General features: G+C 59.5%; 17 protein-coding genes, 1 tRNA gene and 1 pseudogene. 13 read left to right on the top strand and 6 right to left on the bottom strand.

Going from position 1 to position 24,254, the window contains the following annotated elements:
• Nucleotides 1–32 precede the first annotated feature (32 nt).
• From E0502_RS14115 to trxA, 7 genes are read left to right on the top strand one after another with little or no spacing between them, the layout of a single operon-like run.
• A complete protein-coding gene (locus tag E0502_RS14115; RefSeq protein WP_137678616.1) occupies nt 33–2,372 on the top strand; it encodes a PAS domain-containing sensor histidine kinase in 2,340 nt (779 codons plus the stop codon).
• Nucleotides 2,369–2,812, top strand: coding sequence for a tRNA (adenosine(37)-N6)-threonylcarbamoyltransferase complex ATPase subunit type 1 TsaE (tsaE, locus tag E0502_RS14110; protein ID WP_137678615.1), 444 nt, complete (start codon nt 2,369–2,371; stop codon nt 2,810–2,812). Before E0502_RS14115 ends, tsaE begins: the two co-directional genes overlap by 4 nt.
• On the top strand, nt 2,809–3,798 hold the full coding sequence (locus E0502_RS14105) for an aminoglycoside phosphotransferase family protein (protein WP_137678614.1): 990 nt from the start codon (nt 2,809–2,811) through the stop codon (nt 3,796–3,798). Before tsaE ends, E0502_RS14105 begins: the two co-directional genes overlap by 4 nt.
• A complete protein-coding gene (locus E0502_RS14100; protein ID WP_137678613.1) occupies nt 3,795–4,511 on the top strand; it encodes a nucleotidyltransferase family protein in 717 nt (238 codons plus the stop codon). Before E0502_RS14105 ends, E0502_RS14100 begins: the two co-directional genes overlap by 4 nt.
• A gap of 16 nt (nt 4,512–4,527) precedes the next feature.
• On the top strand, nt 4,528–7,461 hold the full coding sequence (locus E0502_RS14095; RefSeq protein ID WP_240049115.1) for a PD-(D/E)XK nuclease family protein: 2,934 nt from the start codon (nt 4,528–4,530) through the stop codon (nt 7,459–7,461).
• Nucleotides 7,458–10,934 (top strand): double-strand break repair helicase AddA, encoded by a 3,477-nt coding sequence (addA, locus tag E0502_RS14090; RefSeq protein WP_137678611.1) that lies wholly within the window; start codon nt 7,458–7,460, stop codon nt 10,932–10,934. Before E0502_RS14095 ends, addA begins: the two co-directional genes overlap by 4 nt.
• 48 nt (nt 10,935–10,982) lie before the next feature.
• On the top strand, nt 10,983–11,303 hold the full coding sequence (gene trxA, locus E0502_RS14085) for a thioredoxin (protein ID WP_137678610.1): 321 nt from the start codon (nt 10,983–10,985) through the stop codon (nt 11,301–11,303).
• Here trxA and E0502_RS14080 read toward each other — a convergent pair.
• Nucleotides 11,300–12,100, bottom strand: a complete 801-nt coding sequence (locus E0502_RS14080; RefSeq protein ID WP_137678609.1) for an inositol monophosphatase family protein — start codon at nt 12,098–12,100, stop codon at nt 11,300–11,302. The genes trxA and E0502_RS14080 overlap by 4 nt on opposite strands.
• Nucleotides 12,097–13,323: a bifunctional glutamate N-acetyltransferase/amino-acid acetyltransferase ArgJ gene (gene argJ, locus E0502_RS14075; RefSeq protein WP_137678608.1), complete on the bottom strand. Its 1,227-nt coding sequence runs from the start codon at nt 13,321–13,323 to the stop codon at nt 12,097–12,099. Before argJ ends, E0502_RS14080 begins: the two co-directional genes overlap by 4 nt.
• Nucleotides 13,324–13,410: 87 nt before the next feature.
• Between argJ and E0502_RS14070 the strand changes: the two genes are divergently transcribed.
• From E0502_RS14070 to E0502_RS14055, 4 genes are all read left to right on the top strand, one after another.
• Complete coding sequence (locus tag E0502_RS14070; RefSeq protein WP_137678607.1) at nt 13,411–14,142, top strand: TonB family protein; 732 nt, start codon at nt 13,411–13,413, stop codon at nt 14,140–14,142.
• 53 nt (nt 14,143–14,195) lie between these two features.
• Nucleotides 14,196–14,468 (top strand): hypothetical protein, encoded by a 273-nt coding sequence (locus E0502_RS14065; protein WP_137678606.1) that lies wholly within the window; start codon nt 14,196–14,198, stop codon nt 14,466–14,468.
• 98 nt (nt 14,469–14,566) lie between these two features.
• Nucleotides 14,567–17,317, top strand: coding sequence for a preprotein translocase subunit SecA (gene secA / locus E0502_RS14060; RefSeq protein WP_137678605.1), 2,751 nt, complete (start codon nt 14,567–14,569; stop codon nt 17,315–17,317).
• A 16-nt stretch (nt 17,318–17,333) separates the two neighbouring features.
• Complete coding sequence (locus E0502_RS14055; RefSeq protein WP_161593788.1) at nt 17,334–18,053, top strand: FkbM family methyltransferase; 720 nt, start codon at nt 17,334–17,336, stop codon at nt 18,051–18,053.
• A 38-nt stretch (nt 18,054–18,091) separates the two neighbouring features.
• Here E0502_RS14055 and E0502_RS14050 read toward each other — a convergent pair.
• Nucleotides 18,092–18,166, bottom strand: a tRNA-Asn gene (locus E0502_RS14050).
• 92 nt (nt 18,167–18,258) lie between these two features.
• On the bottom strand, nt 18,259–19,047 hold the full coding sequence (locus E0502_RS14045) for an NAD kinase (protein WP_137678603.1): 789 nt from the start codon (nt 19,045–19,047) through the stop codon (nt 18,259–18,261).
• A gap of 115 nt (nt 19,048–19,162) precedes the next feature.
• Here E0502_RS14045 and E0502_RS15480 point away from each other — a divergent pair.
• Nucleotides 19,163–19,624: pseudogene (locus E0502_RS15480) on the top strand (diguanylate cyclase domain-containing protein); the annotation flags it as partial.
• Nucleotides 19,625–19,645: 21 nt separating this feature from the next.
• Nucleotides 19,646–20,482 (top strand): EAL domain-containing protein, encoded by an 837-nt coding sequence (locus E0502_RS15345; RefSeq protein WP_240049111.1) that lies wholly within the window; start codon nt 19,646–19,648, stop codon nt 20,480–20,482.
• Here E0502_RS15345 and mfd read toward each other — a convergent pair.
• Nucleotides 20,479–23,958: a transcription-repair coupling factor gene (gene mfd / locus E0502_RS14035; protein WP_137678601.1), complete on the bottom strand. Its 3,480-nt coding sequence runs from the start codon at nt 23,956–23,958 to the stop codon at nt 20,479–20,481. The two genes, E0502_RS15345 and mfd, sit on opposite strands and share 4 nt — an antisense overlap.
• Before the next feature lie 22 nt (nt 23,959–23,980).
• A complete protein-coding gene (locus E0502_RS14030; protein ID WP_137678600.1) occupies nt 23,981–24,247 on the bottom strand; it encodes an FAD assembly factor SdhE in 267 nt (88 codons plus the stop codon).
• Nucleotides 24,248–24,254 lie beyond the last annotated feature (7 nt).

The raw sequence follows: 24,254 nt of genomic DNA, 5'->3' as shown, positions 1-24,254 counted from the left end.
ATAGTGACCGCCACACGCATAGCTGAAACGCCATGGGATTTTCGCAAACCGCGCTTGCTTTGATTGGGCTGCTGCTGGCCGCATGGACGGCCGGTGCAGCGTGGTTGATGATCGTTGCCGGCGGACGCATGCGAAAGGCAGAGGGCAGCAGAAAAGCGGCCCGTAGAATGGCGCGCATGATCGATGAAGCTCCGGCAATTCCGCTGCTGGTGCGTACAGATGGCAGGATTGAAGGATCTGACCGGCTTGCAGGCTGGCTAGGCATGGAGGCCTTGCCGCAGTATCTTTCCGAGCTTGATGGTGGGCCGGGCGTGGGATTATCCTCCAGCCAGCTCGCTGAACTTTCCGCACTGGTCACACGCGCACAGAAGACCGCTGCCCCGTTTCATCTGACCGTGACCGTACCGGGTTCAGAACGCAGCCTTGCGCTGCGCGGTGTACTGGCCGACCCGCAGGTCTCTCCTGGTGGTGCAGCGCTGGTCTGGGTGTTCGACTTCAGCGAAAGTCAGAGCGAGATGGCCAAGCTGCGCGAAGATGCCTCGCGAGCTCGCGGCGATTTTGCTGCACTGGTCGGCTTGATCGAAGCGGCTCCGCTCCCGATGTGGTTTCGTGGTCCGGATACGAAGCTGCGCCTGGTGAATCAGGCGTACGTAGACGCTGTCGGAGCAGCCAGTCCCGATGCCGCTGTTGCTGAGCAGATGGAGCTGATCGAACAGGTCGATGGCCTGACTGCCGCGCAAATCGCGAGACAGGCTGCTGAGCAAAAAATGCCGTTCGAGCGGATTGTCGCGACAACCGTGGCAGGCCAGCGCAGGACGTTTCGTGTCAGCGACCTTCCGCTCGGCAAGGAAGGGGTTGCAGGCTATGCGGTCGACATCGAGGAAATGGAGGAGCAAGCGCGCGAATTCCGCGCTTTCCGCGAGGCTCAACGATCCATGCTCGATCAGCTTTCCATCGGGGTGGGCCAGTTCGACGGAAAGCGCCGGCTCGTTTTCGCAAACCAGCCATTCCGGCGCATATTCAAACTCAATTCCGGCGTAGTCGCTCAGGGTCTTGGCTTCGAGCAATTCCTTAGCGACGCCCGAGAGACCGGGCGAACGCCTGAAGTACGGGACTTCCCGAACTGGCGGACCGAACATGCAGACTGGTTCGCGAGTGACAACACGTCGGAAGAAGCCTGGCCGCTATCCGATGGCACTCATCTGCGCATTGTTGCGCAGCCCATGCCGGATGGCGGGCTGGTTCTGATTGCGGAAGACCAGACCGAACAGCTGGCACTTTCCGCGACCCGCGACACCTTGCTGCGCACGCGGACAGCGACGTTCGACAGCCTGTTCGAGGCTCTCGCGGTGTTTGCTCCAGACGGGCATTTGCAATTGTGGAACCGGAGTTTTGCCGGGATGTGGGGCCTCGACCCCGAAATGCTCGATGCTCACCCGGCGGCTGAAGATCTGCTAACCGCGGTCGGACCGAACCTTGCCCGGCCCAAGCAAACCAAGGGCATCGGCGATGTTATCCGCTCAGCTACGCTCGACCGAAAGGAGAAGGGCGGCCGGATCGACATGGCCGATGGCAGGACTTTGGAGTTCGCCGGAGTGCCGCTTCCTGATGGCAATGGCTTGCTGACCGTGCTCGATGTGACTGCCAACGAGCAGGCAGAGGCAGCCTTGCGTGAAAGAGCGGTCGCGCTGGAAGAGGCGGACGCGGTCAAAACCCGTTTTCTTGCGAATATGTCCTATGAATTCCGCACGCCGCTCACTTCGATCGGCGGCTTTGCCGAGCTTCTGCAAAGCGGCATCGCCGGAGACCTCGGCGAGCAAGGGACAGAGTATGTGCAGGCGATCCTCGATTCGGTCGAGCGATTGACCGAGCAGGTCGAAAACGTGTTGGACCTGTCGCAAAGCGAAGCGGGGCTCCTGCCGCTGGTGAAAGAAGACATGGCGCTCTTCGCTTTCGCGACGGACATCGTGCGCGCGCGCGAGAAAGCAATCCTCGAACGAGGGATCAGCCTCGACCTGCGCGGCAGCAAGGCAAGCGGGCGGGTTAAGGCCGACAGACGCCAGCTGGGCCGCGCCGTCGGCCACTTGCTGGATAATGCGATCGGAGCGACTCCCAAGGGCGGCAAGATTCTCGTTGATCTGGGCAAGCGCGACGGGGTCGCTCGTATTGTTGTGTCCGACAACGGTTGCGGGATGACGAAAGAGCAGCTGGATAGAGCGCTCAGCAAACTGCCGCCGAGCGATCCGGATAAGGATCAAAGGCAGGGTCTGGGTATCCCGCTGGCAAGGCAATTAGTCGAAGCGCACGGAGGTACCTTGGAAATTGTATCGCGCCGCGGTGCCGGTACCACTGCAACGGTCTCTATCCCTTGAGAATCGAACTCCCTGACCTGCCCGCGATGGAGGAGTTCGGGCAACGCATCGCTGCCGGGTTGCAAGCCGGCGATGTTGTGGCTTTGTCGGGCGGCCTGGGTGCGGGCAAGACAACGCTGTCGCGCGCCATGCTCGCCGCCTTGGGATATCAGTCTGAAGTCCCGTCGCCGACCTTCACAATCATTGAGACGTACGACCCTCCTGCAGTAAAGCTACCGGTGGTGCATGCTGATTTCTACCGCCTCCAATCCCCTGCCGAGGCCGAAGAGATCGGTCTGGATGATTATCGCGATGGTGCGGTTCTGTTGGCGGAATGGCCTGAGAATGCCGGTGGATTTTCGCATGAGCCCGGTTGTCTGTCCGTCCGACTGGAAATTGCGGGTAACGGCAGGATTGCGATTGTCGAGCAGGGGGCCGATTGGCTAACCCGCTGGCGATGAACGACTTGCCCGAAGGCCTTGATTCCTTTCTTGCATCCGCCGGCTGGCGTGGCGCAGAGATACATCCAATTCCCGGGGATGCGTCTTTCCGGCGATACTTCCGCCTGCGCAAAGCGGGCGAACCGGCGATGCTGATGCATGCACCGCCACCGCACGAAGATCCCAAGCCTTTTCTTCATGTTGCGCGCTGGTTGAGCAATTCTGGCCAACGGGCACCGGACATTATCGCTTCCGATCCTGAAGCGGGCTGGGTGCTCACAGAGGACTTCGGCGACGACCGGATGCGCGACTGGCTCGATGACAATCCGGCCGGCGAAGAAGGGGCGTACGCCGAGGCAGTCGATGCGCTGGTCAGACTGCACAGAGCCGATGCCGGGCCATTCGAACCGTATGATATGGCGGTCTATCAGCGTGAAGCAGGGCTGCTGACGGAATGGTATTGCCGCCATATGGGTCTCGATATCGATGAAGTCGGGTATCAGCAGGCATGGGATACAGCGCTTGCCCCCTTGATGGCGCGCCAGCAGCCGGGGGTTACCGTGCTGCGCGATTACCATGCCGAAAACATCATGCTGTTATCACCGCGCCGGGATGGCAAAGGCGAGCAGGGCCTGATCGATTTCCAGGACGCGCTGGTCGGGCATCCGGCCTATGATCTCGTCAGCCTGTTGCAGGACGCACGGCGCGATGTCTCACAGCAACTCGAGCGCTCGATGTTGAGCCGCTATTGCGAACACACCGGTGCTGGAGAAGAGTTCCTTGCCGACTACGCGCGGCTCGGTGCCCAACGAAACGCCAAGATTGTTGGCATTTTCACTCGGCTTGCAAAGCGCGATGGAAAGCAGCGCTATCTCGCGATGATACCCCGCGTTTGGCATGCCATGGAACGCGATCTTGCGCACCCTGCGCTGGAGCCGGTTGCGGCTTGGTTCGCGCAGAACATTCCGCAGAACATCCGCGATGCGTCTGGCGGAGAAATTCGATGAAAGCGCTTGCGAGCGATACAGCCATGGTAATGGCGGCAGGTCTTGGCAAACGGATGCGACCACTCACGGCAAGCCAGCCCAAGCCTCTCGTACGCGTGGCGGGCAAGCCGCTTGTCGATCATGCGCTGGACCGCTTGGCGGAGGCGGGGATCGCCAAAGCGGTCGTGAATGTTCACTACCTCGCCGACGCGCTTGAAGCGCATGTCGGCGGACGAAAAGATCCGCAGGTTTTGATCTCCGACGAGCGAGCTGATCTGCTGGAAACCGGTGGCGGAATGGTCAAGGCGCAGGACCAGTTGCCGGACCCGTTTTTCTGCCTGAACTCGGACAATATCTGGCTCGATGGTCCGCGCGATGCATTCCATGATTTGTCTCAACGCTGGAACGCCGATGAGATGGATGCATTGCTGTTGCTGGTCCCCCACGCGAAAGCGGTAAACTTCACCGGCAAAGGTGATTTTCATATGGATCCGGTCGGGCGCCTGTCGCGGCGAAACACTGGCCGGATCGCGCCGCATATTTTCACCGGCATTCAGCTTGTGTCCCATCGCCTCTTGCGCGATGCGCCCGAAGGCAAGTTCTCGACCAATATTCTGTGGGATCGTGCAATTCAGGAGGGGCGTTTGTTTGGCGCTGCGTTTACCGGCCTCTGGCTGGAAGTTGGAACGCCGCAGGCGATAGGGCCGACAGAAGAAGTGTTAAGGCGTGCCTGAGCGCACTGCGCCTAAAGTGTATTCAATCGCCGCTCATCGCGGCTTCGCCGATGCTCTGGTTGCCGGACTTGTGCCTCGATATGAGGAGGACGATTTCGGTCTTGCGCGCCTAACCTTGCTGCTGCCCAGCGCACGCGCGATGAGGACAGTCAGCGAGGCCTTCGTCAGGCACTACGGTGCGCAGGGGAAGCAGGGCTTGTTGATGCCGCGGATGGCGGCGGTTGGCGATCTCGATCTTGATGAAACGCTTGGTCCGATGCTCGATCCGCTGGGCGCGAACGGCATTCCCCCATCGGTCGACCCGACGTACAGATGGTTGCGTCTGGCGCAGATCATTCAGGAAGAGCAGGGCGACAAGATCAGCGGCGCAGCCTTGATGCGTCTGGCGGCCGACACCGCACGGACGATGGACCGCCTGTTGATCGAAGACATTGCTCCAGAAAAACTGCTCGAAGAAGACGTCCTGTCGATCTTCGGAGACCTGTCGGGCCACTGGCAGGATTCGCTGCGTTTATTTGCCCGCGTGCAGAGCCGCTGGATTGCTGAACTGCAATCGATGGGCAAGGTCGATCCGGCAAGCCGGCGCAACCGCCTGTTCGACTTTGCGCGGCGGGAATGGCGCCAGCGTCCGCCCGCCTATCCAATTGTGGCAGCAGGTGTGACCAGTACCGCGCCGGCGCTCGCCAAATTGCTGCGGACAATATCGGATTTGCCCAATGGCTCTGTGATCTTGCCCGATTTCGACCACACGATCGAAGAGGTCGTGTGGGAAGAGCTGGGGGCCGCCGGTGCAGATGCCGAAAAGCCCTTCGAGCGCGGCGATGCCGTGACCCACCCGCAGTACCATCTTAAACTCTTGCTCAACCGCATGGGGATCTCGCGGCAGGAAGTCCGGCCATGGCATCGCAAAGGTCTGGCTGCCGGTCCGCCGGAACGCAGTCATGCGATTTCGAGCCTGTTCCTGCCGCCGGAAGCGAGCAAGGCCTGGGTCGGATTGGCGCCTGAGAAACGACGCCTGGCGGGCGTTCGTATCATGGAAACCGTCAATCCGGAGGAAGAGGCGCAGGCCATCGCACTACTCGTGCGGCAGGCCCTTGCCGAGCCTGAAAAGCGGGTCGCAGTGGTGACGGCCGACCGAGGATTGGCGCAACGTGTCGTGCAGCATCTCCGGCGCTGGAATATCGAAGCCGACGATTCTGCAGGCCAGCCCTTGTCGCTAACTCCGGCCGGGAGGCTGTTACTCTTGCTGGCAGACTTGCTGGGGGAGGGGCCTGCACCTGTTCCTCTGATGGCTCTGCTCGGTCACCCTCTGGTCCGTTTCGAGGCGGAACGCGGGCAATGGCTAGAGAGCCTGCGTGCGCTGGAACGGCACATGAGAGGGCCGCGCCCTGCACCCGGCCTTGAACCGATCCGCAAGCTGGCAAACGAAGCCAATGTTCCGGAATGGTGGGCCGAGGTCGAAGCCATGATCGGTCCGCTTGTCGACACTGCGGAAACTGGCCAATTGGCTGAAATGCTCGATGCGCTGGCGGTTGCAGGAGAGGCCTTGTGCGGCGAGCATCTATGGGCCCGCGAGGATGGCCGGGCGCTGTCTTCGTTCATTGAGCAATTGCGCACCGAAGCAAGGGCGACCGGCACAAAAACAGGCAAGAGCGATCTCTCCAATATCCTGAGGGACCGTATGGTGCTGCAGGCTGTTCGCCCGCCCTATGGCGGACATCCTCGTGTGTCGATTTACGGATTGCTCGAATCGCGCATGACCCGAGCGGAACTGGTTATCTGTGGCGGGATGAACGAAGGCTCGTGGCCGGGTGCGCCCGCGGTCGACCCTTTGCTCGCGCCTCCTGTCTTGCGCGCGCTCGGGGTGCCCGGTGCCGATTTCCGCATCGGCCTTGCTGCGCACGATCTGGCCGGGGCTCTCGGTGCGCCGGAAGTGGTACTCAGCCGTGCGGCCCGAGACGTTTCCGGCCCGGTTATCCCGTCGCGTTTCTTGCTCCGGGTGAAAGCCTTGTTGGGCGAAGATCTGATCAAGCGGCATATGGAGACTGATGCCGTTTTGCTCGCGCGTGCAATCGACATGAGCAAAGACGAGTTTAGGACGTATCCCAGACCTCAGCCGATGCCGTCCGACCAGCAGCGCCAGGTGGATATTGCCGTGACAGCGCTCGACCGTCTCAGGGGCGATCCTTATCAATTCTACGCTCAGGCTATTCTCGGATTGCGCTCACTCGATGCGCTCGATGCAGAGCCATCACCTGCGTGGCAGGGCGAGGTCGCGCACGATATTCTCGAACGCTGGCACAAGCAGGGTGGTGATCTGACTGTTCGCGCGCATGAAGTCTTGGCTGAAAGCAATGCCCACCCGGTCATGCTTGGTCTGTGGTTGCCACGTCTGCTCAAGGGACTCGAATGGGTTGAGGTTGAAATTGCCGCAAATCCGGATCGCGAGCCCATCGCGGTGGAACAGAAGGGGTCGATGCTCTTTACCGGCGTCAGGCTGCACGGGCGGGCTGACCGGATCGATCGTATGCCGGATGGTTCGCTCGCGATTGTCGACTACAAGACCGGCAAGCCGCCGTCGACCAAGCAGGTGGTCGAAGGCTTTTCGCTTCAGCTTGGCTTGATCGGCTTGATCGCCGAGGACGGTGGTTTCAAAAATGTCTCCGGAAAAGCTGGCACATTCGAATACTGGTCTCTCGCAAAGCATGGTGAGAAGTTTGGCAAAGTTTCAAGCCCGGTGAAGGCCGGGAACAACCGTGCAGAAACCGAACCGGAAGACTTTCTACCTCTGACCGAAAGTTTCCTCGCCGATGCGATTGACCGGTTCATCAAGGGCGAGCATCCGTTTACCGCCAAGCTCAATCCGAATTTTCCGGGCTATGACGATTATGACCAGCTGATGCGCCTCGATGAGTGGCAGGTGCAGCTCGATGCCGAGGACCACGCATGAGCGCCAAAGTGTTCCCGCTCCACGGGGAGCAGCGCGACGCGGTCGAGCCAGAGGAATGCGTGTGGCTGTCGGCCTCGGCGGGCACCGGCAAGACCCAGGTGCTTTCCGCAAGGGTGCTGCGACTGCTGCTTCAGCCCGGCAATGATCCCTCTCAGATCCTGTGCCTGACTTTTACCAAGGCAGGGGCGGCGGAAATGGCGGTCCGGGTGAACGAAGTCCTCGCTCGCTGGGTCAGGCTTGATGACGCGCGGCTCGGCAAGGAACTGCTCGATCTCGGGGCACGCAACACGCCGGAAACGATCGCTCGTGCAAGGACGCTTTTTGCCAGTGTGCTTGATAGCCCGGGCGGCGGACTGCGGATCGATACGATCCACGCCTTCGCCCAATGGCTCCTGTCCGCTTTCCCGCAAGAGGCAGACATCCAGCCCGGATCGCGCGCGATGGAAGATCGCGACCGCGACCTCTTGGCGCGCGAGGTTCTGGCCGATTTGCTGGTGTCGGCAGACCGCGAAGGCGACACGGCCACCAATAAAGCAATTGCTCAGCTGAGTATCGACAAAGGCCCGGATGCCGTGATGGGCTGGCTGATGAAATGCGCGTCAGCCAGTGATTTGTGGTACGGGCAAAGCGCGTGGCGGCCACCCATGCGAGGGCGCCTTTGCCGCGCACTCGGGCTACCTTCGGATGCGTCGCAGGAAGATGCCGCAAGCTTATGCTCCGACGAAGAGTTCAATCTTGATGCGCTCCGGCAATGCCACGCGATATTTGCCGCGTGGGATACGAAAACAGGCCGCGAAGGCGGTGAGACGATCGCCGGTTGGCTGGCAGCAGCGCCGCTCGATCGGCTGGCTTTGATCGACGGGTTTTCTGGCAAGATCATGACCAAGACAGGCCAGCCGCTGGCTAACGTCGTGAAGCGCGACGACAGTTACGCGGGTCACCTGTCGCTGGTTCGGGCATCGATCTGCCGAGTGCAGGATTTCAGAACGCTCGTGCAGCTTGCCGACAGCCTTGCGCCTTTGCTGGAAGTGGGCCGCAAGTTCGCTCTGCGTTGGGATGAAGCGAAGGCGCGCGAGGGGTTCGTTGATTTCGACGACCAGATACGCAAGGCGGCCGAGTTGCTTCAGCGCCAGGAAATGGCTGCGTGGATCCGCTACAAACTGGACCGGCAGTTCGACCACATCCTCATCGATGAGGCACAGGACACGAATGCCGAGCAATGGGATATCATCTTCGCTCTGATCGACGACTTCTTCAGCGGTTCCGGTGCGCGCGACGATAAATTGCGAACAATCTTCACGGTCGGTGACTACAAGCAGGCGATCTTCCGTTTCCAAGGCACAAGCCCGGAGAATTTCGACGCGGCAAAAGCGCGCGTTCGCGCTGCGATGGATGCAGCCGCAGACAATGCGGAACAATTGCGTGAAAATATCCGGCCACGCCGCTTGCAAGAGCATGGGCTCGATCAATCCTTCCGTACAGCGAAGCCTGTGCTGGAATTCGTCGACAAGGCAATTGCCGCGATTGGTTGGCAACGCCTCGGGCTGAAGGAAGAGCCGAAGGATCATGTTGGCCAGGATCGTCCTGGCCAAGTGACCTTGTGGAACTACGTCACAGCCGAAAATGACAGTGACGGGGCTGAAGACGACGACGATAGCTGGCTTGCACGTCATGACCGGAAACTGGCTGACAAGATTGCCCGGCAGGTCAAGCAGTGGATAGACGAGGGTTATGCGCTGGCAAAGCCTGACCCTGCGCGCCATGCCACGCCCGGTGATGTCATGATCCTTGTTCGCAAGCGCAAGGAGCTCGCAAGCCTGATCGTTGCACGGCTGTACGCGGCCGGTGTGCCGGTCGCAGGGGTCGACCGATTGCGGCTCGGGAATCCGCTGGCGGTCAAAGACCTCATGGCTGCCTTGCGGTTCGCTGCCCAGCCGCTCGACGATCTCAGTCTCGCCAATGTGCTCGCTTCACCGCTGATAGGGTGGAGCCAGGAAGACCTGCTCGAATACGGTTACCGCAAGAAGGGCATGCGGCTGTGGGATCACTTGCGGCACAGTGATGCCCCGAAAGCTGCTGAAACGGCTGAGCGCTTGCGTGATCTGCTAAGGCTCGCGGATTACGAACCTGCGCAGGCGTTGCTCCACTGGATACTGGTCGGGCCGTGGCACGGCAGACGCAAGCTGATCGAGCGGTTGGGCCGCGAAGCGAATGATCCGATCGATGAACTTCTCAATGCCGCGCAAGCCTACGCCGCCGATCATACCGTCAGTTTGCAGGGGTTTATCCAGTGGTTTGACGCAGGGGATGGCGAACTCAAGCGAGAAGCCGGCGAGAACGCCGATCTCGTGCGGGTCATGACCGTTCATGGATCGAAAGGATTGCAGGCCCCGATCGTGATCCTGGCCGATGCGGCCGGAAAGCCGGGCGACCGTCCGGAATTCAGTCTGACAGAGGCGATTGCGGGCGACAAGCCGCGCTCGGTCCCGTTACCGGGCCTGAGCAAGGAATCGATCGTCGGACCATTGGCCGATGCGCGCGAAGCGGCGCTGGCTGAAGAACTGGAGGAGCATTGGCGGCTGCTGTATGTGGCCATGACCCGCGCAGAGGAAGCCTTGTTCATCGGCGGTTCGCTCGGCCCACAGGAGGTGAAAAAGGGTCCGCATGATGACAGCTGGTTCGCGCGCCTGAAGCCGCTCTTTGGTGACGATGCGCTGGCGGATGATCTGTGGGGATCGCGCTGGGAATGGGGACAGCGGCCGGTGTTGGCAGCAAATGCCGAAAGCAAGGGCAAGCAGGTTACCGAGCTATCTTTGCCTGTCTGGTTACGTGAATCCATCGGCCCTGAACCCAGGCCCCCTAAACCGCTGACCCCATCACGTGCCGGTGATGATCAGGCGGCGGATCCGCCATTGCCGCCGGAAGAGCTTGGCATAGCGGCGAGGCGCGGTGTCATCATGCACGCCTTGCTCGAACGCTTGCCCCAAGTGGAACCGGGGGTGCGCTTGGACCGGGCCAGCGCATGGCTCGAAAAGCAGGCTGCCGATTTTGCCGCGGCAGATCGGGAGGAAATTCTCGATCGAGCTCTGGCGGTGCTTGATACACCCGGGTTCGCGCCGATTTTTGGTCCTGAGGCGCTGGCAGAAGTCCCGCTGGCCGCGACAGTCGACGGTCAGGTGATTGCAGGAACAGTGGACCGCTTGCTCGTGACTGGTGAAGAAGTCCTGGTGGTTGATTTCAAGACATCACGTCGACCGCCCGATAGCGCCGCTTCGATACCCCGATCCACAATGCGGCAAATGGCGGCCTATGTCGCCGCCTTGGAAGCGATTTACCCGGGCCGAAGCGTGAGAGCTGCCGTTCTCTACACTCAGACCCCGGAGCTTTTCGCGCTGCCGCCGGAGATGCTGGCGGCAACCAAGGCGCGATTGTCCACAAGCGAGGAAAGCTTTTATCCCCTGGCCGTTGAGTAAATGGCCAGCTTTCCTAGATTGATGGCAACAGCTTTTAGGAGAATTTCCATGGCGACGATCAATGTCACCGATGCCAGCTTTCAGTCCGATGTCCTTGACTCGGACACGCCCGTCCTTGTCGATTTCTGGGCCGATTGGTGCGGGCCCTGCAAGATGATTGCTCCCGCGCTCGAAGAGATCAGCGAAGAGTTGGATGGCAAGGTCAAGATCGCAAAGATGGACATCATGGAAAGCCCCGGTGTTCCGGGTGAACTTGGCGTTCGCAATATTCCGTTCATGGTCCTGTTCAAGGATGGCAAGCCCGTCGCGCAAAAATTGGGTGCGGCACCGAAGAACCAGCTCAAGGGCTGGCTCGAAAGCGAACTTTAAGTCAGCTTGGCCATCCGCGCCGCCAGCGCGTCCCACAGGGCGGGCGAGGCGGCGCCGATGAGTCCCGGGCGCTCCCATTCGTCGACGCGATAGGGTGAGCCATCAGGTCGTGCGACTTTGCCGCCCGCTTCGTTAAGCCACAGCACGCCTGCTGCGTGGTCCCACGGCAACGTGCGCTCGAACAGCGACACGTCGTTCGTCCCTAACGCCAAACGGGGGTATTGTTCCGCAGCACAGCGCGGAATGTCGACGAGCGTATAGTGCGGAGCGATGTGTTCCTGAACCTTCTCCCGCCTGCCTTCTTGCATGAAAAGTGTCGAGATACCGGCAATCGGCGGTTCTTCACCCGTCGTGCGCGCGGCGACCCGCTCTCCATCGACAAACGCGCCCTTACCAAGATGCGCGTGGCAAAAACGGTCCTCGAGCGGATCGTAGATCCAGCCGGACCGGGTCTCTCCGCCTTCGGCCAGAGCGATCAGAATGCCAAACGGCGCGTGCCCACTGGCAAAATTTCCGGTTCCGTCGATCGGATCGATGATCCAGCAGCGTTGCGACAATCCAGAATAAATCTCCGGATCTGCGTCGCAAGCTTCCTCTCCGACAATTGCCAACCCCGGCTCGAACGAAGCGACCCCTTCAGTCAGCATGATTTCCGCTTCGCGGTCGGCAATCGTGACAAGCTCGTTCTGGCCCTTGTCGGCGATCTGGCTTGTTTCGAGATTGCGGTAACGGGGTAGGATGACTTCGCGCGAAACACGCTGAAGCAATTGCCGCATTTCTTTGTCGAGAGCGTTCATGAGCGGTAGTCCGCGTTGATCGAAATGTAGCCATGCGTCAGGTCGCAGGTCCAAACAGTGGACCGCCCGTCACCCATGCCGAGGTCCACATCTATGGTGATGTCTTGCCCTTGCAGATGCTTGGCCACCGGACCCTCGTCATAGTCTTCGACCGGCAAGCCGTTTCGTGCCGTCCATACGCCGCCGAACGCGATGGAGAGTGTGTCCCGATCTGCCGGTTCGCCTGCTTTGCCGACAGCCATCACAACGCGCCCCCAGTTGGCATCCTCGCCCGCGATTGCGGTCTTGACCAGCGGAGAATTGGCGACCGACAGCGCGACGCGTCGGGCGCTTTCATCCGAAACGGCTCCGCTGACGCAAATTGCAATGAACTTGCTTGCGCCTTCACCATCGCGCACGACCAGATGGGCAAGCTGGCGGCAAACGTCCCGCAGAGCAGCGGCAAAGGCATCGGCGCCTTGGTCTTCGAAGCTGGCTAGTGGCGGGTTGCCAGCCTTGCCGGTTGCGAAGGCGAGAACAGTGTCACTGGTTGAAGTGTCGCTGTCGACAGTGATGCAGGAGAAGGTGTCGCGATTGGCCTCGGTCAATAGCTTTTGCAAGAACGCCGGTTCGACAGCCGCGTCGGTAAACACGTAGCCGAGCATGGTCGCCATGTCCGGCGCGATCATTCCGCTGCCTTTGATGATTGCTCTGATCTCTACGCGTTTTCCGGCAACAATGGCAGCAGCAGACGCGCCTTTGGGGAAGGTGTCGGTCGTGGAGATCGTCTCGGCCGCGTCTTCCCAACTGGCCGGATTGGCAGAGAGCACGGCTTCGATCCCTGCCTTTGCCTTGTCCTTCGGCAAAGGCACGCCGATGACACCGGTCGAGGAAACAAAAACCTGTTTTTCATCGCAGCCCAGATGACCCGCGACCTGCGCCATGATTTGTTCAACAGCCTCCCGCCCGCGATAACCGGTGAATGCGTTGGAGTTGCCCGCATTGACGACAAGCGCTCGGGCTTTGCCGGCTTTGACCTGTTCGCGGCCCAGCTCGACTTCGCTGGATGGGCAGGCGCTTTGCGTGAAGACGCCTGCTACTGACGTACTTTCGGCCAATTCGACGTAGGTCAGATCCGCCCGGTCCCATTCCTTGTAACCGGCGCGGGCCGTGCGCAATTGCACGCCGTCAATCATGGCCATTTCAGGAAAGGGCAGGGCGAGGGGGGAGCGTTCCAGATCCATGCAGTCTCCTATGAGCGGAAAATCCGCGCTGCAAGCTTGTGATATCGGCAAATTCAAGGAATATGTGAAGCAGGTCACGGGACGCAGATGATTTCAATTCTAACTTCGACTTTGGTGATAGCCGCCAGCTGGCAACCGGCACAAATGCCGCCGCCTCCACCCCCGATCGCGCCGCCGCCAGTGCGTGCCACGCCTCGACCAGCATCCCCTCCTCAAGTGAGGTATGCCGTACCGCCAACTACAACAGTTAGCCGTCCTCCGCCGCCGAAGCCCGCACCCCGCGCACGCAATCCGGGCAGATGGATCACCAGTTCCGACTATCCTGCAATTTCAATGCTGATGAATGAAGAAGGAAGTTCGACATTCCGTTTGACCGTTGGGCAAAACGGGCGAGTTCAGGATTGCCGTATCACCCGCGCGAGCGGCTTCAAAAGGCTGGACGACCTGACATGCCGACTGGTTGAGCGCCGCGCCCGTTTCTACCCCGCCTTAAGCCCTGATGGGCATGCAGTTGCCAGCGAGTATACGCAGACCGTCCGCTGGATGATGGCGGAAGCGGGGCCGTTGCGCGCAACTCAATTCGGTTGGAGGAAATCCGCGGCCTCGCGTGAACAACGTGCGGCAGGCACAGTGCGGTTCGAGTTCTGGATCGGAAAAGACGGCAAGGTTTTCAATTGCCGGGTGATGGAAGGTTCGGGATTCGAAAGCCTGGACCGCGATACCTGTGCTGCATTGAAATCGATGCCGAAGCAGGTACCGGCTCGTGACAGCGATGGTAGTTTGGAGGCTCGGCGCGTGGTGAATTCAGTCCGTTGGTAGTGGAACGCGCGGATAGTAGACTTAGCAACCTATAGGCCATATATACCTCTGCCATGCTCCGCCGTCTCCTAACCTGCCTTGCGCTGATTACCGGCCTTGCCGCCGTAGGCGCACCTGTTTCGGCAGCGGCGGCGGAGGCGATGAGTCAGCAGGTTGCCAACAGTTCCTGCGTGACGGAGGCTGGTAAGGACCAGCGCTGCGAATGCGAAGATCGCAAGGAAGCACGACCATTCGGCAAGAAGAAGTCAAGCGGCTGCAAACCGCGCAGGCCGATAATTGTTTATCTTCCGCCACTTTATCTGGGTTCTGACCGCGCGCTCGAATAGCGCTGGCCATTCCGATATTTCCCCGACTTTCGTTCGTAAAGCGCGTGTTATTACTCGCTGCGAATTTCCCATAGAATCCGTATTTTGAAAGCTCGCCCATGCTCAAGGCACTTACCAAGTCCATTTTTGGCTCGGCCAATGATCGCTACGTCCGCACCATCGGCAAGGTGGTTGATCAGATCAATGCCCTCGAACCGCAAATTCAGGCACTGAGTGACGAGGAACTGAAAGCTCAGACCGACAAGTTTCGTACGAAGCTTGCCGATGGCTCGACGCTCGATGATATTTTGCCGGAAGCTTTTGCCACGGTACGCGAAGCTTCGGTTCGCGTACTGGGGATGCGCCACTTCGATGTTCAGATGATTGGCGGCATCGTCCTGCACAGGGGCGAGATCGCGGAAATGCGGACCGGTGAAGGCAAGACGCTTGTCGCGACTTTGGCGACCTACCTCAACGCGATCGAAGGCAAGGGCGTTCATGTTGTTACCGTCAACGATTACCTTGCTCGCCGCGATGCCGAGTGGATGGGGCAGTTGCATAAATTCCTTGGGCTAAGCATCGGGGTGATCGTGCCCAATCTGAACGAGTTCGAGCGGCGCGAAGCTTACGGCTCGGACATCACTTACGGTACGAACAACGAGTTCGGCTTCGACTATCTGCGCGACAATATGAAGCATGAGCGCAGCCAGATGGTGCAGCGCCCCTTCAATTTCGCAGTCGTGGATGAAGTGGACTCCATCCTGATCGATGAAGCGCGGACACCGTTGATCATTTCCGGTCCGACCGAAGACAAATCGGACCTCTACGTCGCGCTCGACGAGATCGTGAAGCAGGTGCCGGAAGACTGGTACGAAAAGGACGAGAAGTCGAAGAACATCTCATGGACCGAAGACGGCAACGAAGCCATCGAAGAACGGCTCAAGGAAGCAGGGCTGCTGCAGACTGACAATCTGTATGATGTGGAGAACACGCTGGTTGTCCACCACATGGATCAGGCGCTCAAAGCGAACATCATGTTCAAGCGCGACACCGACTACATCGTGAAAGACGAGAAAATCGTCATTATTGACGAATTTACCGGCCGCATGATGGACGGGCGCCGTTGGTCGAACGGCCTCCACCAGGCGGTCGAAGCCAAGGAAGGCGTCAAGATCGAGCCTGAGAATCAGACCATGGCGTCGATCACGTTTCAGAACTATTTCCGCATGTATCCCAAGCTTTCCGGCATGACCGGTACCGCAGCGACGGAAGCGGGGGAATTCTGGGACATTTACAAGATGAATGTCGTAACGATCCCGACCAATGTTCCGGTCGCGCGTATCGACGAGGAAGACGAGTTCTACAAGAACACGCTCGATAAATTTGCCGCCATCGCAAAAGCCATCGCTGAAAAAAGCAAGATTGGCCAACCGGTCCTGGTCGGCACGGTTTCCATCGAAAAATCCGAACTACTCAGCCAGTTTCTCGACAAGGAAGGTGTGAAGCACGAAGTTCTCAACGCCCGTCAGCATGAGCGGGAGGCTCATATCGTGGCACAGGCAGGTCGCATCGGTGCAGTGACCATTGCCACGAACATGGCCGGTCGAGGCACCGACATCCAGCTGGGCGGCAATATCGAATTTCGTATCGAGGAAGAATTGGCTGGCCTTCCAGACGGCCCCAAGCGCGAGCTGGAAATTGAACGCATTACCGCTGAAGTGCGATCCGAAAGGCAGAAGGTAAAGGACGCGGGCGGCCTATTTGTTCTAGGCACCGAGCGCCACGAAAGCCGCCGGATCGACAACCAGTTGCGCGGCCGTTCAGGCCGACAGGGCGACCCGGGCCTGTCCCGCTTCTATCTGTGCCTCGAAGACGATTTGTTGCGCATTTTCGGGCCCGATACGCTGTTTGCCAAGATGATGAACTCCAATCTGGAAGATGGAGAGGCCATCGGATCAAAATGGCTGTCGAAGGCCATCGAGACGGCTCAGAAGAAGGTCGAAGCGCGCAATTACGACCAACGCAAGCAGGTTGTCGAATATGATGATGTGATGAACGATCAGCGCAAGGTCATCTACGAACAGCGCGCTGAAATCATGGACAGCTCTGCGGTGGATGATGTTGTGGTGGATATGCGCCACGATGCCATCGAGTCGATCGTGAACGAGCATTGCCCGCCCGGCTCCTATCCCGAACAGTGGAATATCGAAGGATTGAAAGAGCGCGTCGACGAGGTTCTGGGAATCCAGCCGCCGTTCGAAGAATGGCTTCAGGAAGATCAGGTCGAGCCGGAAATCATCGAGGAGCGGCTGAAGGCGCAAGCTGACGAGATCATGGAAGCAAAGATGGCCAACGCCGACGCGGGCATCTGGCGGAGGGTTGAAAAGAGCATTTTGCTCGAGCGACTCGACAATCACTGGAAAGAGCATCTGGCCACGCTCGATGCCCTGCGTCAGGCGGTTTTCCTGCGGGCCTATGCGCAGAAGCAGCCCATCAACGAATATAAGCAGGAGGCATTCAGCCTGTTCGGGAGCATGCTCGACAAACTGCGTGAAGATGTGACCTCGATCCTCGTGAAGAGCGAACTTCGGATCGCCGAACCGCCTCCGCAGGACAGATTGCCCGATCTTCCGGATTTCCTGACCGGCCATATCGATCCGCTGACAGGCCTTGAAAATTCGAACGATGGTGACGGTTCGGCAAACCGGGAGGCTTTGTTCGGTTCGCTTGCCGGTAGTCCTGAGGCGGCGGCCGGTCCTGGCGGTCACTTTGCAGACAATCCGTACAGGGACCAGAATATCAGCCGCAACGCGCTGTGTCCGTGCGGCTCAGGCAACAAATACAAGCATTGCCATGGTGCAATGGGCTGAATGACGCATGCGCGGTTTGGCCAGAAAATGGGTAAACCGCGCGCTCGGCAAATTCGGGCTGCAACTGGTCAGCGCAGGCGATGATCAGCGCCTTGCGCTGGTCGATCTTCTTCGCCAGCGCGGAGTTGACCATGTCATCGACGTAGGCGCCAATACCGGGCAATTCGCTCAGCAGTTGCTCGATAAGGGATTTGCCGGCACCATCCATTGTATCGAACCACTCAGTGATGCGCATCGCTTGCTGAGCCAAAGGTTCGCCGGGAACTCTCGGGTTCATGTGCTTGCGCGAATGGCCGCAGGCGCAGAAAGCGGAGAGGCTTCCATCAACATCGCAAGAAACTCCGTATCGTCTTCGCTGCTCCCGATGGAGGATGCGCATGTGGATGCGGCACCCCGGTCCGTTTACGTGTCTGAGGAACGCGTATTTGTCGAACCGATCGCCAGCATTTTTGCGCAAACGCTTGGTTCGCAGGAGCAGCGCATTCTACTCAAGATCGATGCGCAAGGGTATGAAGGCGAAGTGCTGAAAGGGGCTGCCGGTTTGCTGCCGCACATCGACGCAGTTCTTGTCGAGATGTCCACGACGGAACTGTACACCGGGCAAGTGGACTGGACGATCATCCATCAGCGCCTTGCCGGTGCAGGCTTCGCGCTTTGGAACCTCTTGCCGGATTTTCGTGATCGGCAAACAGGACGCTTGCTGCAATTCGACGGACTATACGTGCGGCCCGATTGACCGGTGCTGCACGGAAAACAAATCTGCCAGGTGAAAAATGGCTCCCCGAGTTGGATTCGAACCAACGACCAAGTGATTAACAGTCACCTACTCTACCGCTGAGCTATCGGGGAGCAGCCCTCCAAGCGGTATGGAGGAGGGCGAGGGCGAGCCTATATGGGCGGCGAATTGGCTTTGCAACCCTGTATTGTGGGCAAAGCGGTGCTTATGTCATGAATTGTTCGGCAACAATGCGCTCATCGAGCGAATGGCCGGGATCGAACAGCAGCGTCAGCTCGGAATCACGGGCGATTTCGATGCTGACTTCGGCAATGTCGCGCACTTCTTTCTGGTCGGCCACTGCGGCAACCGGGCGTTTGGCAGGTTCGAATACGGTAAACTTGATGCTCGACCTATCGGGCAAGATCGCGCCACGCCAGCGGCGCGGACGGAAGGGGCTGATTGGAGTCAGCGCGAGCAACTGCGAATCCAGCGGCAGAATCGGTCCGTTCGCGGAGAGGTTATACGCGGTTGAACCGGCCGGTGTGGAAACGAGCACACCGTCGCCGACCAGTTCCTTGATCCGGATCTTGTCATCCACGATAACTTCCATCTTGGCTGTTTGCCGCGTTTCACGCAGCAATGAGACCTCGTTGATCGCACATTCGACATGCCGCTCGCCGTCTTGTGTCACAGCTTCCATGCGCAAGGGCGAGATTCCCATGGATCTCGAACGATTGATCTTGTCGAGGATCTTCACGCCCTGGCGGTATTTGTTCATCAGGAACCCTACCGTACCGCGATTGACCCCATAACATGGCAAGATACGCCCATCGTCCAGCATCTTGTGCAGGGTCGCCAGCATGAAGCCATCACCCCCCAGAGTTACGACTGCGTCCGCCTCCGCCATGGGCACCCAATCGTGCGCATCCTCGAGTTCGCGGGCTGTCTCGACCGCTTTCGCGGTATCAGAGATCGCCAGTGCCAATTTGCGAAAGCCGTGATTGCTGCTCATCGTCCCCTCGATCCCGCCAGACGGCGCGAGCGAACCCTATGGGCGGCTGTGCCATTTGGCAACGCATCCAATTTGTCGCGGGATTTAACGCGGCAACAATTTTACACGGTGAAGCATGCTACAGCGCGCAACTATGTGGGACGAGTCCCTTCGCGATGAATTGACCGGACTTGGTGGCCCGGGCCTGGCCCGTGCGACCCTGCGCTTGTGGCAGGATGGTGCGGCGAAGGAGGGCGTGACAGCACCCATCCATGCGATGTTGCTGGAGCTGGGGCGGTTCGAGACGGTCAACATTGCTTTCGGAGAAGCGACCGGTGACGGCGCTCTGGTCGAAGTCGCCAAGCGCATCCAGCATTTCGCCGATGACGAATTCGACCATTCGCGGCTCGCCATTTGCCGCATGGGGGGAGGGCAATTCCTGGTTCTGGCGCATGAGCTCTGCAGCCGTGAGCGTTGGCAATGGCTGGCAGAGGCTTTGGCTGACGCAGTCGCGCATCCCATTGCGGATGCGGGAGACGGTGGAACGGTCCGTTTGTGGCCGCGCATTGCGCTCATGCGAGCTCTGCCCGGGGAGAGTCCGGACCTGATTTTTGACCGGATGGCGGAGACTCTGGATAGCGCGCGGCACCGCAAGGGCAGGCGGATACTGTGGGCTCACACCGAATGGTCAATGCCCGGTATCCGTTCTGCGCAACTTGAAGCAGACTTGCTAAGCGCGCTGGATCGGGGCGAAATTTCAATTCTATATCAACCGCAATATTCTGTCGACGGGGCGGATTTGCTCGGTGCCGAAGCGCTGGCGCGATGGGATCACCCAACGCTCGGTCGAGTCGGGGGAGCGACATTATTCGCGATTGCCGAGCGGGCCGACCATGTTGCACAATTATCCCGGCACATCGCCGCCAAGGCTCTAGCCGGTGCCCGAGAGTGGCCGGATAGTTTGCGGCTGTCGCTGAACGTGACGCCCGCAGACCTTGCAGCCCCAAGTTTCGCCATTGAGCTACTGTCGTTGATCCGGAAGTCAGGCTTTGCAGCGGATCGTTTGACGCTTGAGATCACCGAACAGGTGCTGATTGGTGATCTCGATCTGGCGAAGACAACGCTGGAGACACTGAAGGCATCCGGCGTGAAAATCGCGCTGGATGATTTCGGCGCCGGCTTTTGCAATTTCCGTTACCTGAAGATCCTGCCGCTCGATTACCTGAAGCTCGATCGCGCGATGATCGATGGAATTGGCGACGACACCAGGGATCTTGCCGTGCTGCAAGGTATTGTCGCCATGGCCAAAGCCTTGGGTTTGGAGGTCATCGCCGAAGGCATCGAATGTGAGAAACAGCGTGCTTTGATTGCCGCCGAAGGTTGCCACAGCTTTCAGGGCTACTTTGCAGCTGGCCCGATGACGCAAAAAGAGTTCGTCAGACTCGCTGAAGCTTAACGCTTTGCCGCTGCCTTTTGCACAACTGCGCTTAGGCCTTTGGTCAGTTGAAACAGGCCGTTCAGGCGGCTATTTGGATCGCCCCAAGCGCGATTGATCACCAACTTCATATCCGGGCGCAGCTTTGCTGTGCCTTGCAAGCGATCGACGTAGGCCAGCAATCCGGCGGGATCCGGGAAATCATCATTGTGGAACGTGACAAGAGTTCCCCGGGCCCCAACGTCGATCTTGGCGATATTGGCTGCGATTGCCTGGTGCTTGATTTCGATCAGACGAACCAGATTGGCCGTGGCATCCGGCAAAGGACCAAACCGGTCGATCATCTCGGCGGCCATCGCCTCGATCTCTGCCTTGTCCTGCGCGTCGTTCAACCGGCGGTATAGCGCCATGCGCACGGCGAGATCCGGCACATATTCCTCCGGGATCATGATCGGCGCATCGACGGTGATTTGCGGACTGATGCTTTCAGGCTTGGCCGCGAGACCGGCGGCACCCGCCTTCGCGGCCAGGATCGCGTCTTCCAGCATGGACTGGTACAATTCGAAGCCTACTTCGCGAATGTGCCCCGATTGTTCGTCGCCCAGCAAATTGCCCGCGCCGCGTATATCCAGATCGTGACTGGCGAGCTGGAAGCCGGCACCCAGGCTGTCCAGATCGCTGAGCACCTTGAGCCGCTTCTCCGCGACTTCGGACAGCTGTGTATCCGCTGCATATGTCAGATAAGCATAGGCACGCAATTTCGCGCGTCCGACCCTGCCACGCAACTGGTAGAGCTGGGCAAGGCCGAAAATATCGGCACGGTGGATGATAATCGTGTTGGCACTCGGCAGGTCCAGCCCTGATTCGACGATCGTGGTGGATAGAAGAACGTCGTACTTGCCCTCGTAGAATGCGCTCATGCGCTCTTCTATCTCGCCTGCGCCCATCTGGCCGTGCGCGGCGACGTGTTTCACTTCCGGCACATGCTCATGCAACCAGTCTGCGATGGCATCCATATCGGAGATGCGCGGCACCACGATGAAGCTTTGTCCGCCGCGATGGTGTTCGCGGAGCAATGCCTCGCGTATCACCATGTCATCCCAGTCCATGACATAGGTCCGCACAGCAAGCCGGTCGACCGGGGGTGTCTGGATCGTGGAGAGCTCGCGCAGGCCGGTCATCGCCATTTGCAGCGTACGCGGGATCGGGGTCGCGGTAAGTGTCAGCATGTGCACGTCGGCCCGCAATTGCTTGAGCTTTTCTTTATGCGTTACGCCGAAGCGCTGCTCTTCATCGACAATCACCAGCCCGAGATTCTTGAATTTGGTATTCTTGGACAGGATCGCATGCGTGCCGATGACGATGTCGATGTCGCCCGTCTCCAGCCCTTCGCGGGTTTCGCTGATTTCCTTCGATGGAACAAGGCGGCTGAGTCGCCCTACCTTGAGCGGGAAACCAGCAAAACGCTGTGCAAAGTTGGTATAATGCTGGCGCGCGAGGAGGGTCGTCGGCGCGACGAGCGCAACTTGCTGGCCGTTCATGGCGGCAACGAAGGCAGCGCGGAGTGCAACCTCTGTCTTGCCGAAGCCGACATCGCCGCAGACCAGCCGGTCCATTGGCTTGCCGCTCTCCAGGTCGCGCAATACGTCAGCAATGGCGCGTTCCTGATCGTCGGTTTCTTCCCACGGAAAGCGATCGACAAACTGGTTGAGGCTCGCTTCATCCACTTCAAATACAGGTGCTTTACGCAAGGCCCGCTCGGCGGCGACCTTGAGCAGTTCCCCAGCGATTTCCCGGATGCGCTCTTTAAGCTGAGCGCGTCTTTTCTGCCAAGCTTCGCCGCCTAGCCGATCAAGCTGAACCGCTTCTTCCGAAGAGCCGTAGCGGCTTAGAACATCGATGTTCTCGACCGGGATGTAGAGCTTATCACCGCCGCGGTATTGCAGCATGACGCAGTCGTGCTTGCTTTGCCCAACCGGGACCGGTTCCAGCCCGAGATACTTGCCGATCCCGTGCTCGACGTGAACCACCAGATCACCGCGGTTGAGTGCTTGCAGTTCGGCAAGAAAGGCATCGGAATCCTTCTTGCGCTTCCGGCGGCGGACGAGGCGGTCACCAAGAACATCCTGCTCGCTGATGAGCTCCAGCTGATCGTTCGAAAATCCGGTTTCGACTGGCAGGACAAGCGCGACCGCATTGCCTTTGGCGGCAAGGCCCAGCGCTTCCTGCCACCCATCGGCAAGCCGGGTTTCGGTCCCGGCCTCGGTCAGGATCGATGCGATGCGCGCCCGGCTGCCGGTCGAGTAGGCGGCGAAGACCGGCTTGCGGCCCGATTTGGCGACATTCTTTAAATGCTGTGCCGCAGCTTCGTAGACATTGTCGTTGCGTGCCCTTTCTGGGGCGAAATCGCGTGCTGACTGAAATCCGAAATCGACGGCACCCGGACTTTCCGGCGCGGCAAAAATCGAAGCGCGATGAGCCGGCGCTGCGTCCAGCGCAGCAGCGAATTCTTCCTTGCGAACATAGAGCGCATCCTGCGGCAGAGGCCGGTAGCTGCCCTTGGCCTGCCCACTCGCTGCCACGCGCTGTTCGCAATAGTCGGCGATATCGCTCAGTCGTTCCTCGCCAGCCTGCAGTGATGCGCTGTCGACAACGACAATATCGGCCTCTCCCAAGTGATCGAACACAGTCGACATGCGCTCTTCGAACAGCGGCAGCCAATGCTCCATTCCGGCCAACCGCCGGCCTTCGCTGACTGCTTCGTAAAGCGGGTCCTGGGTTGAAGCAGCGCCGAACAATTCGCGGTAGCGCCCGCGGAAACGCTTGATGCTGTTTTCGTCCAGCAGCGCTTCGCTGGCGGGCAAGAGAAGATGCGATTTAAGCACGCCGGTGCTCATCTGGGTCGAAGGGTCGAAGCTGCGCAGACTTTCCAATTCGTCGCCGAAGAAATCGAGCCTCAGCCCTTCCTCCATGCCGGATGGAAAAATGTCGACGATTGATCCGCGAACGGCGTATTCGCCTTTGTCGACCACCGTATCGGATCTGCTGTAACCCTGTCGCTGCAGGAGAGCCGAAAGGCTTTCGCGGCTCATCTCGCTCCCGGGCTTGAACTCACGCACGCTTTCTCGAACGCGAAACGGCGTGAGAACGCGTTGGAGCACGGCGTTGACGGTCGTTACGAGGAGTTGTGAACCGGCCTTGCCGGCTTGTAGGCGGTAAAGCGCTGAGAGACGCCGGGCGCTGACCGATAGCGCAGGACTGGCGCGATCGTACGGCAAGCAATCCCATGCAGGGAATTCCAGCACTTCCAGTTCCGGAGCGAAGAAATGCGCAGTGTCCGTAACAGTGCGCATTGCTGCGTCATCTGCGGCGATAAAGACTGCGCGACCATTCGAGGCGCGCGCGAGGTCGGCCATAACCAACGGCTGCGCGCCGCGCGCAACGGAAGATAGCGTGAGCGGCTCTCTCGCCGCGAGAATACGGTTCAGGTCTGGCATCGTCTGTCGATTGGTTGGCGCTTCAGCGAGGTATGTTCACGTAGTCGAGCTTCTTCATCAATTCCATTTGCTCGCTTTGAAAGCGTTCGGGCACGGGCTGGGTTCCGAGGGCCCACGCCATGACATCGACATCGTCCTCGTCCAGCAAGTTTTCGAACCATAGCAAACCTGCTTCGTCCCAGCCTTGGCTGTAACGGTCGAAGAAGCCGCCGATCATGTAATCGGCTTCCCGCGTTCCACGGTGCCACGAACGGAATTTTGCTCGGGAAAGGCGGGTATTTTCGGACATGAGGCGC

The sequence above is a fragment of the Parerythrobacter lutipelagi genome (genome assembly GCF_005434975.1).
GTDB lineage: Bacteria > Pseudomonadota > Alphaproteobacteria > Sphingomonadales > Sphingomonadaceae > Parerythrobacter_A > Parerythrobacter_A lutipelagi.
The sequence above is the reverse complement of the archived record's forward strand: the minus strand, read 5'-3'. Positions and strand labels throughout refer to the sequence as shown.